Below are 14,206 nucleotides of genomic sequence, written 5' to 3'. Positions count from 1 at the left end.
AATTACATCCAAATCTGAATTCAAATTCGCATCTTATTCGGATCTAATTCGGATTATTATTCGTATCATTCAACTGGCAAATTAGCCGGCGCTCCTCCCCTTTTGGCTTCCACATAGGTAACAGACGGCGCCACTACCGACATATCGGGAAGATGATAGACAGTGGCCAGTTCTTCGGTGCTAAGATAAAAGGTCTTGCCATCGGTGTCCCGGTCCCGGTAACGGCGGAAAATTTTTCTTTGCCGGTGGCGCAAACGGGGTTCTACTAAAATATAATCAGCGAATGTTTTCGCTTTATCATAGGGCTTGAAGCTGTTGAGATTGATGTCATTGAACTGCTTGATCCCGCCGACGAATGCGGAAATAAAAGTCGGGTCGTAATTTTCTGTTTTCCCAAAATAAATAAAGCGCATTTTGACCTTAAAAGCGTTTTTTCCGAAGTTGTTTTCCACCGCTTTGAGTATTTCTTTTTCTACTGGAGTAAGGCGGAATTCAAGCGGCGCTTCTTCTTTGGCTTCTTCCTTCTTGGTAAATTCAACCGGTCCGAAAAGAGCGTTTCCGATATTGGAAATAACATCAACAATATCGCTCCAGATTCTGCTCCAGACACTTTCCTGTTTCTTGTCTCTTCCGGCTAGTTTATCTATTACCGCCCGGCTCGCAGTTACCCAGGGTTTATGAACTTCATATTCGGGCACGATAACATACTGAAACCAGATTTTTTGGTTTGGTCCCAATTTTCCCATTGTTTCCACTAGTCCGGATAAAGGATCAATCATTTTTCCGGTGATATCTTCTTCAAAATAGCGAAAAGTCCGGATGGGATAAAGATCGGGTTTTACCAGCTCAAAGTCCGTTCCCCAGAGATTCCATTCGCGATTGGGAACGATCTTGGGAACTTCATTAATATAATCCGGGGCCTCTTTGATTACCGCGTCCGGATACTGGGCGTAGAGATGGGCCTCAACCAAATTGCGGAATTGCACCGGGGTCCTAATGTAAAAATGGACCGTGCCTTCACTGCTCATCAGTTCCAAACTGAATTTGAAGGTGGTCATTCCCTTTACAAATTCTTCCAGAGCGTTGAATGTCTTTAACACTCCTGATATTCCCCAGTAGAGCGACTCCATCGGCTTGGGGCTTTTTTCAACGTTGCGCGGCGGAATGATCTCTAAAAGAACGTATTTAATGGATTTCCCGTACCGGGTGCGAATATATTCCAGCCACAGAACTTTGAACAAATAATAAAAAGCCATAGGCAACACGATAAACCAGACATACGAAAATATGTTCCCTATGGCTTTTGCGTTTTCAAAGAGATCTTTAAAAATTTGTACAAAAAAATCCATTGAATTTTTTGTTAACTATTTTTGTTTTTTACCGGCGAATGGTGTACTCATCTCTGCCAGTTTTCAGAAAAAAATTATTAAGATTGATTATTACCGTCGATTTTTTGACTTGGCGCACTTTGAGTATCTGATTGAGTATATCCCCGCGTTTCATCGGCCCTTTATTATTTTTTAAAATTTCCTCCAGCACTTCCTTGACTGTTCCCTTTTTGTATCCCCAGGAAGACAGAGCGTAAACCCCTCTTCCCACTAACACAAAGCGGCTGTCTTTGATAAGTTCATTGTGAACCGTCTGGGGATGGGTCTTTTTCTTGCTAAGCTTGTAATGATCAATAAGAGACGCGACTTCTCTGAAATGAAGCGGCCGGTCGCTTTCTTTGAGCATGAGATACGCTTTCTCCCGTGTTCCTTTAGGAGTAATTTCCGGCCAATTATCCAGTCCCCACTTTCCAAAATTATTTTTTACGATTTCTTTTGAGGGAGCCAGGTAATCAAACAGTTTTTTCCGGGTTATGGCTGGAACCTGGAGTAAAATTTTCTTCGCCAACTCATCGTCATTAATTGGTTTCCCCTCGGCTTCCAAAACGTTTTTGGCAATGTCTTTTATTTTTTTCCAATAATCCAAGTCAAACTCAATCCGAATACAGGACTCTTCCATTTCGCCTTTGGTTTCCGCCATTACCGGGTCTTTCAGGCAATCCAAGAAAAATTCAACCGCTCCGGACTCTTTTTCATTCCCCTTACCAAGCAGTTTTATCAGTTCTTTTTTCTTTATTATACCACTCTTTTCGTTTACTGTAAATGTTATTTTTCTGCTTACCTCCTGCAAAATGGGATTTTCTTTCTTCTCCTCAACTTTTTTGATAACTTCCCGGATTATCTGCCGTATTCTTTCCCGGGTAACGCGGTAGGAATTGCCGATTTCCTCAAGCGTTTTCGGATTCTTCTGGCTGATCCCGTAACGCATCAAAATTATGCTGCGAGAACGTTCCGGAAAGCCGGAAGTAACCTCATTTAGGGCTTTTTGAAAGCAAAAATCACCGCCAGAAACATCTTTTTCTTCTTTTTGCGCCTCCTTGGTAAGAGATGGGCTTTTCATTAAATTTTGAGCTAAAAATTTACTGAATATGTAACAGCATAGATTAGCACATATTACCTATTTTTGTCAAGAGTGACAAGAAATGAAGGTTGTGCTATAAGAAATTAGGCAGTTTTTTAAAAAGTGAATAAAAATTGGATATAAAACCATAAATTATAGGAGGAATTTATGAAACTGAGAGGAGTTGAATTTGGAAATATTTTCGGAGCATCGGGAAGTATGAATTTTTTCAAAGATGGTTGGCCGTACGACAAATATTTTAAGTTCATTCCCGGTTATACAATGGATGGGATAACGCACATCTCAAAAACCGCAACGCTTCTAGAAACAATCGGCAATATGCCAATCAATAAGGAAACATTGCAACCACTCGATAAACTTCCGGACTGCATTTATGTGGATTTTTTAAGGTCTTTTGTTCTCAATGCTGTTGAACTTACTAATACCGGTCTTGATGATCTTATCAGCAGGAACATTTGGCAGCAAATGACTAAAAACTTTGTAATATCCGTCATGGTTATCGGGAAAAGTTTGGAACAAAGGATTGAAGAAATGAAAGGAATAAAAACCCATCTTAAAAGGTTAATTCCTGATCTTAAAGCTAAAATTGCTGTTGAGATAAATGAAAGTTGTCCTAACGTTGGTCACGACACCCGAAAACTTGCGAAAGAATCTTTGCTCCACTTCGAAATAATGGACGGTTTAGGAGTTCCGCTGATTGCAAAATTCAATCTTCTTATTCCCATTTTTTTGGCAGTCAAGCTTGCTCATTCAGGATTTTGCGATGCTTTTTCCATACCCAATACCTATCCATTTTACGAACTTCCGGAAAAATTCAGAAAAAAATTATTCAAGAATGGAATATCACCCCTTCATAATTACGGGGGCGGTGGCTATTCTGGACCCTGGCAAACACAGCTAACAGCTGAATGGATTTGGAGAGCAAGAAAGGCGGATATTGAACTTCCGATAATTGCCGGGAGTATTTACAAAAGAGGTGACGTGCGACTTATGAAAGAAGCCGGAGCCAGTGCGATTGCTGTTGGAGCGGTAAAAATAGTCCGTCCTTGGAGGTTAAAGGGAACAAAAAAAGAAGCCAATAAACAATTTGGAGGTGAAAGATGAAAACAATTACCGCGTAGCAAGAAATTACAATGACAATTTTCAAGACCAATACAAATGAAGAAGTATTAAAAAAACTCATTGAGGATCAGGATAAGAGTTTCTATCCTTTGGGAACCGGAGGATACTCGGTTAGAAAGGATAAAAGAAAGAAGAACTCATATATCTTAACTGAACAGGATACTGCACCAGCAAACTCCTACATAATAGGGGTAAAGGGAAAGGAGATTTGGTGCAGACAGTTAGCAGATTTTGTGGCATCTATTTTACAGGAAGATGAAATTAAATTTGAGGTTGATTATAAAAAGTTCAATAGCCCATCAGATGTCACAAGAGCTTTTTTAGAGTAAATCTATCGAAGTCCGACTTCGATAGAAATTAAATAGGCCTGTTGCTCATAGAGCAGCAGGCCTCTATTTTTATAACATAGTAATTACAACTTTATACCTTATATGGAAGTGATAAAACTTATTTCCTTACCTTAACCTTTAAATCTTTTTCCAGCACAGAACTTATTTTTTTCATCAATTCATCCACTTCCCCGCTTTTGAGCGTCCGGTTTTCCGCACCGAAGATAATGTGAAAAGCGTAGCTGGATGTGCTGTCGGCAAAATCGAAAATGTCAAAGAGGTCAACATCTAGAACTAAATTTCCTCCAGCTTTTTGAATAGCAGCTAGAATTTCGTCTACCAGTACATTGCTCCGGGCGATCATGGATATATCGCGGATAACTTCCGGATATTTCCTGACCGGCTGATATTCTCTTTCCGACTGGGATATTTCCTGCAACTTTTCCAGATCAAATTCGAAACACGCCACTCTTTTGTGAATATCAAAATTGGCCAGTAAAAAAGGATTTATTTCTCCCAAAAATCCAATGGCTTTTTCATGACCTTCTATTTTTATTTCCGCTGTCCTTCCCTCGTGCCAGAGCGTTGAAAATGAATCATTTGGCACCGCGTCAAAAGTGTCAAAATAATAATCATCAATTCCTATCCTGCTTAGCAATACATCTGCATAACTTTTTAATTCATAAAATCCTTTTGCTTTTTCAACTCCGCTTAATGCTTCCTTCTTGCTGCTTTCTTCCATAACAATCGCTCCCGCCAGCATATTTTTTTCTTCAGGTAATATTGTTTTATTTGTCCAATATACGCGCCCAATTTCAAAAATTCGAAAATCGTCAAAATATTTCAGATTATGATTAATATTTTTCAAAATTCCAGGAATCAAGCTCACCCGCATCAACGCTTGATCGGGATTCATCGGATTTTCCAGTTCCAGATGCTCGATCGCTCCCAGCCCGGCCAGTCCCGCGTCGCGCGCGCTGTAGAAGGAATAATTATACACTTCCGAAAATCCTTTGCCCGCAAGAATATTTTTGACCTCCCTCTCAAATAACCTTTGCTCGTTCACCTCCGCCGCCTGAATCGGAGCGTGAGGGGCTTGCGGCTTAATTTTCTCATATCCGTAAATTCTTCCGATTTCTTCAACCAGATCTTCCTGGGTTTTTAAATCAATCCTGAACGTCGGAACCGTAACCGTAACTTGTGATCCGTAACCAGTAACCAGCAATCCGAGCGATTTTAATATTTTTGTAACCGCCTTGACTGGTATATTTTCTCCAAGAAGTTTATTAACATAATTCAGGTCCAACTTGATTTTCCAAGAATTCACCTTGGAAGGATAAACATCAAACATTCCTTCCGTTTTTCCGCCAAATTCCTCAATTATCCAGACAACTCTTGCCATTGCGATTTCCGCAAGATTGGGATCAATTTCTTTTTCAAACCGGTCGGAGGCATCGGTTTTTAGTCCCAGACGAATCCGGCTTTTGCGAATGGCCGTCGGATTGAAATTTGCCGCTTCCAGCACGATCGTTTGGGTGTTCTCGCCAATTTCCGCCTCCACCCCGCCCTTAATCCCGGCAATAGCCAGGGCTTTTTGAGAATCAGCAATTACTAGATCATCGTCTGCTAAAACTTTTTCCGTTTCATCCAACAATTTAATTTTCTCCCCTTTTTTCGCTTTCCTTATTATAATTTTGATTTTTGATTTTTGATCTTTGATTTTGTCCGCATCGAATGCGTGCAGTGGCTGTCCCGTTTCCAGCATTACATAATTGGTTGCGTCAACTATATTGTTTATCGGCCTTAATCCTCCAGTAATTAATCGTTCCTGCATCCATTTTGGCGACGGCCCTATTTTTATATTCGTCATTACCGCGCCGATATAGCGAGGACATAATTTCTTGTCTTGAATATCTATCTTAACAATTTTTGATTTTTGATTTTTGATTTTTGATTTTCCGTAATGTAAGACAAATTTTTTTCCTTCGAGTGCTGTAATTTCCCTGGCAATTCCTATATGACTTAAACAATCATGTCCCCGATCAGCCAGTATTTTAATATCCAAAACATTATCGCTTTTTGCTTTTTCAATTCCTTCAACCTCAAATGAACGCATTGTCAAAAGCTCCGCCAATTCTTTTGGCGACTTTTTCGTTCCGCTTAATTCTTTCAACCAATTATATGAAAATTTCATGACAATTCTTTACTAATTACGAATTATTTACTAATATACGAATTTTTAAGAAATGATTAGTATATTCGTATTAAATTAGTAATTTGTAAAGATTACTAGAACTGCTTAATAAACCTTAAATCCCCGCTATGAAACAGCCGGATATCATCAATCTTCCATCTCATCATCGCCAAACGCTCCAGGCCAAATCCCCAGGCCAATCCCTGGTAGCGGTTGCGCGGATAACCTGCTGCGACGAAAACGGCTTGATTGACCATTCCGGCTCCGCCCATTTCCAGCCATCCTCCGCCTTTGCACGATGGACAACCCTTGCCGGAGCAGACCGTGCAGCTCAAATCAAATTCAAAGCTGGGTTCGGTGAAAGGAAAAAAACTGGGGCGCAGCCGAATTTTTACCTCCTTCTTGAAAAATCGGGAAAAAAACTGCTGGGCAATGTGTTTTAAGTGAGCAACGCTAATATCATCGCCTACCATCAGCGCTTCAAATTGATAAAAAGTATGCTCGTGAGCCGCGTCAGTCGCTTCATGGCGAAAACACTTTCCCGGTACGATAATGCGAAATGGCGGCTTATGCGTCTGCATGTATCGTATCTGAACGGGCGATGTATGCGTCCGCAATAATAATTTTCCTTCATTTTTATTTTTGATAAAAAACGTATCCCACGCGTCTCTTGCCGGATGATCAGCGGGAATATTAAGAGCGTCAAAATTATACCATTCCGTTTCCACTTCCGGCCCGTCGGCAATTTCAAATCCCATCGAAGCAAAAATGTCTTCTATCTCATTTTGGATTTTAGTGAGTGGATGAAGATGGCCGCGCTTAACTCTTCTTCCTGGTATGGTCACGTCAATTTTCTCTTTTTTCGCGTCAAAACTCTTCGCCTTGATCGCTTTTTCGGCTCTTTGAAGCTCCTGTTCTATTTCTTTTTTTGCTGAATTAGCCAGCGGCCCGATCAACTTTTTTTCCGCAGCGGACAAGTCCTTGAGGCCTTTCAAAATCTTGTTGAATTCGCTTTTTCGCCCTAAATATTTCACGCGCAAATTCAAAACATCCGCTCCCGTTTTGGCGTCTTTCGTATCCTGAAATGCCTGCGTTTTGATATTTAAAATTTTCTGCTCCAGCATTTATTTGAATTTTATTTTTACAAAATGTATTTTTCCAACTTTCACCACTTTGCCATCATATATTTCCGGTGTTAAAATTAATTCTCCTGCAATAACTTTTTTTCCATCAATTGATACGCCGCCCTGTTCAATTTTTCTTCTTGCGTCGCTTCTGCTGGTTGCAAGTTTGGCTGAAACCATAAAATCCATAACGTTTTGATGCGCATTGTAAGCCTCAACCCATTCTATAACTTGTTCTGGAATATTTTCCGGCGTTTTACGCTCTGAAAATGTCTTAATGAAATATTCCCTTGCTTTTTTGGCATTATCTTCTCCGTGATAAATTTTCACAATTTCCTGCGCCAGATCAAGCTTCGCGTCGCGCGGATTTAATTTGCCCGATTTCATATCTTTTTCAATCTTTTTTATGCTTTCCATTGGAACATCTGTACAAAGTTCGTAATAATTTGTTATTGAAGTGTCAGGAATAGACATAATTTTTCCAAACATTTGATCAGAGTCTTCAGTAAGGCCGATATAATTTCCCAAACTCTGGCTCATTTTTTGCTTGCCGTCGGTGCCAGCTAAAACAGGCATGATAATAATATCTTGCGGTTCCTGACCATAAATTTCCTGAATTTTTCTTCCTTGAAGTTCATTAAATTTTTGATCGCTACCGATGACCGTGAGGTCGGATTTGAGCATCACCGAATCATATCCTTGAAGAACTGGATATACTGGCTCGTGCAGTCCAATTTCTAATCCTTTTCTATCTCTTTCTTTAAACATATCACGCTCAAGCATCCTTCTGGTAGTAAATTTCGACATTAATTTAAGCAGTTCTTCGGCCGACATTTTATCGTACCATTCACCGTTATGGCGTACTTCAACTTTTTTAATATCCAAAATTTTTCCCAATTGATTAATGTAATTTTTCGCAAGTTCTTTTACATCTTCTTTCTTTTTCATCTCCCTTATTTTTTCTCTGTCCGTCGGATCGCCAAAACGGCCGGTAAAATCGCCAATTAAAAAAACTATCTGGTGGCCCAAATCCTGAAGTTGCTTTAATTTCCGATAAACTACTGCATATCCCAAATGTAAATCGGGAGTTGTTGGATCAACACCGTGTTTTATTCTTAATTTTTCCCCTTTTAAAAGACACTTTTTAAGATGTTCGCGGTCAATCACCTCGCTTACTCCGCGAGTTAGAATTTCTTCAACTTTTGACTCAAAATCTTTGTCCATAACCTTATAGTATCAGCACGGTTTATTTTTTGCAATTGTGGGCACAACTGGACTCGAACCAGTGACCTCTGCAATGTGAATGCAGCGCTCTAACCAACTGAGCTATGTGCCCAAATGGTGCGGGGCAAGGCTGAGCTATGTGCCCATTTATTAGCAGCCAGCTATTTGCCCCGTTTCCCGCTCAAGCGGGATGTACGGGGAGCTAAATGCCCTTTCTTTCCTATTTTAGTGCATTTTTCCGAAAAAGAAAAGGTGTATTGCACTTTCAGGCAGACGCAATATAATTAAATTAAGAAAGCTAAAATCAATGTGCGGGAGTTCCTTGGGAGCCTAGGGGGACCACTTCTGGGGGGAGGTTCGAATCCTCCCTCCCGCTTCACCTCCAAATGGAGGTAGTTCTTTCTTTCCGAATGGCATAAAAAGAGGCAGATATTTTCTGCCTTTTTGCTTTCTTAAAGAATACGAATTGATTTAAAGGTTTAATTTCCTTTTAGCCTCTTCCACTTGTTCTTCAGTAAGTTGTCCGCTAGCTTTCATCTGTTCTAATACTTCCAGAATTTTATCCTTGTTTTTGGTGATGTTTTCCGGCGACATTGCCTTTTCCGCCAACTTTTTTCTTTCTTCTTCACTCATCGACATCACTCTTTTCATTGCCAAACGCTGTAATATTCCCATTTTATTAGGATCATCTGATTTTTTAAATTTTTTTAACGGATTCCACATTGCTATCTGGTTATTTATTGTCCGGTTAACGAGTTCGCGAGTTAACGGGTTTTAACTTTTAGATTATAACTGGTAACCAATAATGCCGAGGCGATAAAAATTGAAGAATAGGTTCCGAAAGTTATCCCGATCAAAAGCGCGAGGGAAAATAATTTGACTGACTCCCCGCCAAAAATATAAATTGCCAGAAGCGTAATAATGACTGTAAGAGATGTATGCAGCGCCGCTATAAAAGGAACGCCGATCTCCACTTGGAAAAAATGCCCCAGCACTGAAAAAACACCAGAAGTAATCAAGATGTCGTGAATAAGCGCGATAACCGCGTTTATCCCATATTGCCAGGAAGAAACAGGCCGCGAGACCTTGCGAAAAGCCCAAGCAATATAGAGCGCAATCCCCACCACTGCCAGCAGAATCGCCCAAATAGCGTTCTTTTTGATCTGATCGGAAACAGAAGCACCGATGAAGTCAACTTTCAGCTGTTTGGCGCCGGGATCAAATTCGCGCAGTTTCTCAAGCACTTGTTCGTTGTGCGTCTCGTCTGAAGCCAAATAGCGCAAAATCACGGAACTTACCTGGCTAGGCTGGATAGTGAGATCCTGAACTTGTACCTCTTTAAGTTTCTCCTGAATTTCCGAGACCCCCGGAGCAGCTGCGCTGAACTGAACTTCCATCAACGTTCCGCCTTTAAAATCAATGCCGAAATTCAATCCCCAAACGAACAAACTAAGTATGCTCAAGATTGTTAGTATTCCAGAGAATATGTAGGCGTATTTTATTTTAGAGATAATATCAAACATATATCAAAAATAAAAAATCAAATATCAAAATTATTGTATCGCACTGCGATTATCATTTTTACCTTGTCATTTTTCATTTTGATTTTTGATTTTTGATTTTTCAGAAATCCCCATCATCCACAGCTTATCCATTATCCACTCTCCCACCAAAACCCTAAGCAACGTTCTTGAAATCGTCACTGCCGTGAACATCGAAATCAGCACTCCGACAATCAGCATCACGGCGAATCCCTTAACAAAGCCGGTTCCCATCATAATTAAAATGAAAGAGGTAATAATGGAAGAAACATTGCCGTCGCGGATGGACGTCCAGGCGCGCTTAAATCCTTCGTCCAGTGCGTTCATAATGCCTCTCCCCCTTCGGATTTCTTCTTTAGTTCTTTCAAATATCAGGATATTGGCATCAACCGCCATTCCGATGGAAAGAATAAAGCCGGCGATTCCGGAAAGGGTAAGAGTAATCGGCCAGGGAGTGAAAGTTCCGGATAATTTTACGATGGAAACCATTATGCAGGTGTAAATAAGAAGAGCTATCACTGCCACCACTCCCAGGAACCGGTAATAAAAAATCATAAAGATCATCACCGCCGCCAGTCCCACCAGGCCAGCCACAAAACTTTTTTTCAGAGATTCGGCTCCCAGTGACGCTTCCACGCTTTGCTGGCCGACTAACGTGAGTGGTACCGGAAGCGCTCCTTCATTGAGACGTTGAGCCAATTCTTTTGCTTCCTCCTGGGAAAAATCTCCCGTGATAACAGCTTCACCATTGGCGATTTCCGCCTGGACCACTGGGGCACTAATAACTGTGCCATCAAGATAAATAGCGATGGTTTTCCCCAGATTTTTTTTAGTAAGTTCCGCGAAAAGTTTTGTCCCTTCTGCGTCGAATTTCAGGGAAACCTGCGGCTCACTCAAGCCCTGGCTGGTAAAGGTCACCGCGGCACTTTTGAGATTTTTTCCTGAAAGCCCGGTTGATTTATATTTCAAATCAGGAACCATCTCCGCCGACTGCTTGGCAAAAAGAATATGCTGGCTATGCACCTCCAGATTATCCCCTTCCCCGCGCGATTCAATAAATTTAATAATATGCCAGCCGAATTGGGATTCAACCAGCTTGGGGTAAATTTCGCCCGGCTTTAAATTTTCTTCAAATAAAATTTTGTTAAATTCAGGAACAAAAATCCCTTTCTTCACAAAACCCAGATCACCACCCTGGTCCTTAGAGCCGGGATCCTGACTGTACTGCTTTGCCAAGTCCTCAAGATTTTCACTGGCCAGCGCGCGCTGAAGGATATCCTCTGCCTGTTTTTTTGTCTGCTCATTCAAGGAATTGAATAATTCCTGGGTTTTGGCCAATTCCTCGGGACTGGTCTCTTCTTTAAATTCCAAAAAAGGCGTGTCTTTTATTCTTTTTTTTGCCTCTTCAATGTCTTTCACTCCGGGCAGTTCTACAACAATCCGACGTTCTCCTCCTGATTGCGCTGTTTGCACTAACGGTTCGCCGACGCCAAAAGCATTAATGCGTCGCTCAATCACGTCCTGCGCCCCCTGAAGAGCATCGTTAACTTTGCTTTTTTCAACATTGGAAACATCGGCTTTATATTCCAAATGTATTCCGCCCTGAAGATCCAGGCCTAAATTTATCTTAAGTTTATTAAGCGCATTATAAAACGGCGGCGCGAATTTCATTGCTTGAGGATACGAAATCAGCCCGGCAATTATGCCAAGAAATAAAACTCCTGCAAATTTAATCTTGATTTTTTTCCTGATATTCATCTTTTAATATAATATCCCGGCTTAAATAATTTATCAAGAATGGCCTGACTATTAAAACTATTTTTCATCCTGCAAATATTTTTCCACTTCCGGCCACATAATTTCCAGATCGCTTTTGAGTTGCTCCATATCCTCGTCTTCCGAAAAATAACCCTGGCTTTTCTTTTCTTCGATTAGTCCGTCAATTAACTCCAGGTACTCGTAGTCGGATTGTATCAATTCTTTTTTAGCCCGCTGTTTCAGCTCTTTTAATAATTCATTGAATGAATATTCTCCGCCTTTGTAAGTCATGGGGGGTTTTTTAATGTCATTCCGCACTTGATGCGGAATCTAGAAAAATTTGTTCTGGATTCCGGCTCAGAGGCAGGAATGACATTTGATGTGCAATTTTTAAGTTTATAGAATGCTCAACTGCTTATTATTTATCAAAAAATCATTAGCTTCTTTTAAAACTTCTTTTGAATTTTTGTAGGTAATTCTCTCTAACGCGTTGTCGTATGCCAGCCACTCAAAGCCGATATGCTCAAAAGAAATTTTTACTTCTTTGGTTTTGGTTTCGGCAAGGTAGTATATTACCCTTTTGATAATGCTTGTGCCAATGCCCTCTTTTATCCTTTTTTCTTTTTCTTCCTTGCCGGCCCGGTAAAAATATCTAATCTGTTTTTTAAATCCCGGGATAATCCCAACGCCAGTAATCCCGGTTTCCTCCTGAATTTCCCTTTTCAGCGTTTCTCCATCACTTTCTCCTTTTTCAACATGGCCCTTAGGAAAATCCCAATGGCCTGACTCATAATGGAGAAGAAGATATTTTATAGTGTTTTCCTCCTGAAAAAATATTACTCCACCGACTGATTTTTCAAAGGAAAATTTTGGTTTCATGCTTTTCTTTTTTACCCTTTATTCCTTACTTGTCCATCATACCGTATACTAGAATGCGGTATTGTCTTTTCATATATTGATATATGGAAACAGCTATTGTAACTTATCTACGATCTCAAGTTTATGTTTAATGATTTTATTATAATTATCAAATAAGAATTTACCGCAAAATTTTTTTCCTTCCAGAAACAGCGGCAGCCAGAATTTATCATCCGGCCACATTGAGTCGTAGGGGATTTCATTAATTTTAAACCAAGCGGGTTTCATTTCTTCTGTTTCTACCAGCGCTCCGGAAAAATCTGTTCCTTTTAAAAAATGAACTTCAAGGATATCAGGATTCCTCTTAAATTCAAATTCAATAATGCCCATTTCAATTAAATTTTCTGTATCAATCCCGGTTTCCTCTTTAAGCTCCCTTTGCGCTGCTTGAATTACATTTTCATTTTCTTTTAATTTCCCGCCAAAACCATTCCATCTTCCAGCTCCAAAACCGCGCTTTTTCATGCCGAGAAGAATTTCATCTCCTTTTTGGATTATTGCAACTGTTTGGATAATCTTCATAACTACACTTTATTTTCCGCAGCACTTCTTATACTTCTTACCGCTCCCGCAGTAATTCTCTTAAAGTTTTATCTCTTTACCGCTAAAAATTGAGGTAATTCTCACCTTGCCCGTCCCTGGTATTACCTTTCCGATTATATCTGCGCCTTTTATTCCGGAAACAACTTTTAATGCGTCATCTTTGGGGGTTGACAACACAAACCCTATTCCACAGTTGAAAGTCCTGTACATATCTTTATCTGTGATCCCGTGTGTATATAGCTTCCTGAATATAGCTTGAGGTTTCAATGAATGATTTTTCGTAATAATCGCATCGGCTTTAGAAAGCAAACTTTTCAGCTTTGTGAAAGCACCGCCTGTTATATGCATCATGCCATGAACAACGTACTTTTCCTGAATGGCTTGTAGCATTTCTATATATATCTTTGTTGGCTCTGTGAATGCTTCGGAAAATCTGTTACCTAGCGTCTTTCGTACCGTTGTAAAACCGTTTGAATGCACTCCATTACTTGCCAAGCCTACCAATACATCACCAACCCGAAACTGATTTTGCTTCTCGCTTTTTACAAAACCACTAACTGTCAGACTGATGTCAAGACCTTGTATATTATTCTGAATAGACGTTTCCCCGCCGGTAATCACAATATTGCGTTTTTTGCACTCCGCTACCAGATTCTTCATAATCTCTAATATTGCTCTGTTATCATCTTTTGGCACAATAAGATGACATTGAAGTTTATATGGGATCGCCCTCGCCATTGCTAAATCATTCAAATTCATCGCTAAGGCGTCTAAAACTGCGTTCCGAAAAGTGCGTCTACCCCAGTGGTAAATTCCTTTCGTACCTATCCCATCGGTATGATCGATTTCAGAATAATCAAATTTTCTCTTAAACACCGTGTATGTTCCTTCCTGGACAGAAACATAGGGCGTATGCCAGGTTTTCTTAATCAGCCCTAAAATTTGATTTTTATATGGTTTTTCTGGATTGTATGCCATATTTCT

Annotated in this window: 14 protein-coding genes and 1 tRNA gene; 2 read left to right on the top strand and 13 right to left on the bottom strand. The window is 40.2% G+C overall.

Annotated elements, in window-relative coordinates; genetic code table 11:
* Window positions 1-65: 65 nt before the first annotated feature.
* Both NT136_04070 and NT136_04065 read right to left on the bottom strand, forming a co-directional pair.
* Complete coding sequence (locus tag NT136_04070) at window positions 66-1,349, bottom strand: hypothetical protein (GenBank protein MCX6766105.1); 1,284 nt, start codon at window positions 1,347-1,349, stop codon at window positions 66-68.
* A gap of 28 nt (window positions 1,350-1,377) precedes the next feature.
* Window positions 1,378-2,448, bottom strand: a complete 1,071-nt coding sequence (locus NT136_04065; protein MCX6766104.1) for an HTH domain-containing protein — start codon at window positions 2,446-2,448, stop codon at window positions 1,378-1,380.
* Window positions 2,449-2,616: 168 nt separating this feature from the next.
* Here NT136_04065 and NT136_04060 point away from each other — a divergent pair, with 168 nt between their 5' ends.
* A complete protein-coding gene (locus tag NT136_04060) occupies window positions 2,617-3,573 on the top strand; it encodes a hypothetical protein (GenBank protein ID MCX6766103.1) in 957 nt (318 codons plus the stop codon).
* A gap of 29 nt (window positions 3,574-3,602) precedes the next feature.
* The gene (locus tag NT136_04055) at window positions 3,603-3,920 is read left to right on the top strand and encodes a hypothetical protein (GenBank protein ID MCX6766102.1); all 318 of its coding nucleotides are present in this window, start codon (window positions 3,603-3,605) and stop codon (window positions 3,918-3,920) included.
* A gap of 118 nt (window positions 3,921-4,038) precedes the next feature.
* On the opposite strand, the gene pheT is transcribed toward NT136_04055, so the two are convergent.
* The 11 genes from pheT to NT136_04000 form a co-directional block, all read right to left on the bottom strand.
* Window positions 4,039-6,114, bottom strand: coding sequence for a phenylalanine--tRNA ligase subunit beta (pheT, locus tag NT136_04050; protein ID MCX6766101.1), 2,076 nt, complete (start codon window positions 6,112-6,114; stop codon window positions 4,039-4,041).
* Between the two features lie 95 nt (window positions 6,115-6,209).
* Window positions 6,210-7,238 carry a phenylalanine--tRNA ligase subunit alpha gene (pheS, locus tag NT136_04045; GenBank protein ID MCX6766100.1) on the bottom strand — a complete coding sequence of 343 codons (1,029 nt, stop codon included), beginning with the start codon at window positions 7,236-7,238 and terminating at the stop codon, window positions 6,210-6,212.
* Entirely contained in the window at window positions 7,239-8,462 is a 1,224-nt protein-coding gene (tyrS, locus tag NT136_04040; protein MCX6766099.1) for a tyrosine--tRNA ligase, read from the bottom strand.
* A gap of 38 nt (window positions 8,463-8,500) precedes the next feature.
* Window positions 8,501-8,574, bottom strand: a tRNA-Val gene (locus tag NT136_04035).
* Between the two features lie 359 nt (window positions 8,575-8,933).
* Window positions 8,934-9,185 carry a hypothetical protein gene (locus tag NT136_04030; protein ID MCX6766098.1) on the bottom strand — a complete coding sequence of 84 codons (252 nt, stop codon included), beginning with the start codon at window positions 9,183-9,185 and terminating at the stop codon, window positions 8,934-8,936.
* A gap of 41 nt (window positions 9,186-9,226) precedes the next feature.
* Window positions 9,227-9,985: a hypothetical protein gene (locus tag NT136_04025; protein ID MCX6766097.1), complete on the bottom strand. Its 759-nt coding sequence runs from the start codon at window positions 9,983-9,985 to the stop codon at window positions 9,227-9,229.
* 66 nt (window positions 9,986-10,051) lie between these two features.
* The gene (gene secD, locus NT136_04020) at window positions 10,052-11,761 is read right to left on the bottom strand and encodes a protein translocase subunit SecD (GenBank protein ID MCX6766096.1); all 1,710 of its coding nucleotides are present in this window, start codon (window positions 11,759-11,761) and stop codon (window positions 10,052-10,054) included.
* Window positions 11,762-11,818: 57 nt separating this feature from the next.
* Window positions 11,819-12,052 (bottom strand): hypothetical protein, encoded by a 234-nt coding sequence (locus NT136_04015; protein MCX6766095.1) that lies wholly within the window; start codon window positions 12,050-12,052, stop codon window positions 11,819-11,821.
* 105 nt (window positions 12,053-12,157) lie between these two features.
* A complete protein-coding gene (locus NT136_04010) occupies window positions 12,158-12,640 on the bottom strand; it encodes an NUDIX domain-containing protein (GenBank protein MCX6766094.1) in 483 nt (160 codons plus the stop codon).
* Between the two features lie 93 nt (window positions 12,641-12,733).
* Window positions 12,734-13,201 carry an 8-oxo-dGTP diphosphatase gene (locus tag NT136_04005; GenBank protein MCX6766093.1) on the bottom strand — a complete coding sequence of 156 codons (468 nt, stop codon included), beginning with the start codon at window positions 13,199-13,201 and terminating at the stop codon, window positions 12,734-12,736.
* Window positions 13,202-13,261: 60 nt separating this feature from the next.
* A complete protein-coding gene (locus NT136_04000; protein ID MCX6766092.1) occupies window positions 13,262-14,200 on the bottom strand; it encodes an AIR synthase-related protein in 939 nt (312 codons plus the stop codon).
* Between the last annotated feature and the right edge of the window lie 6 nt (window positions 14,201-14,206).

The sequence above is a fragment of the Candidatus Moraniibacteriota bacterium genome, assembly GCA_026396275.1.
In the GTDB taxonomy this organism is placed as follows: Bacteria; Patescibacteriota; Minisyncoccia; order Moranbacterales; family JAPLXC01; genus JAPLXC01.
This window is presented reverse-complemented; position numbering and strand designations above follow the sequence as displayed.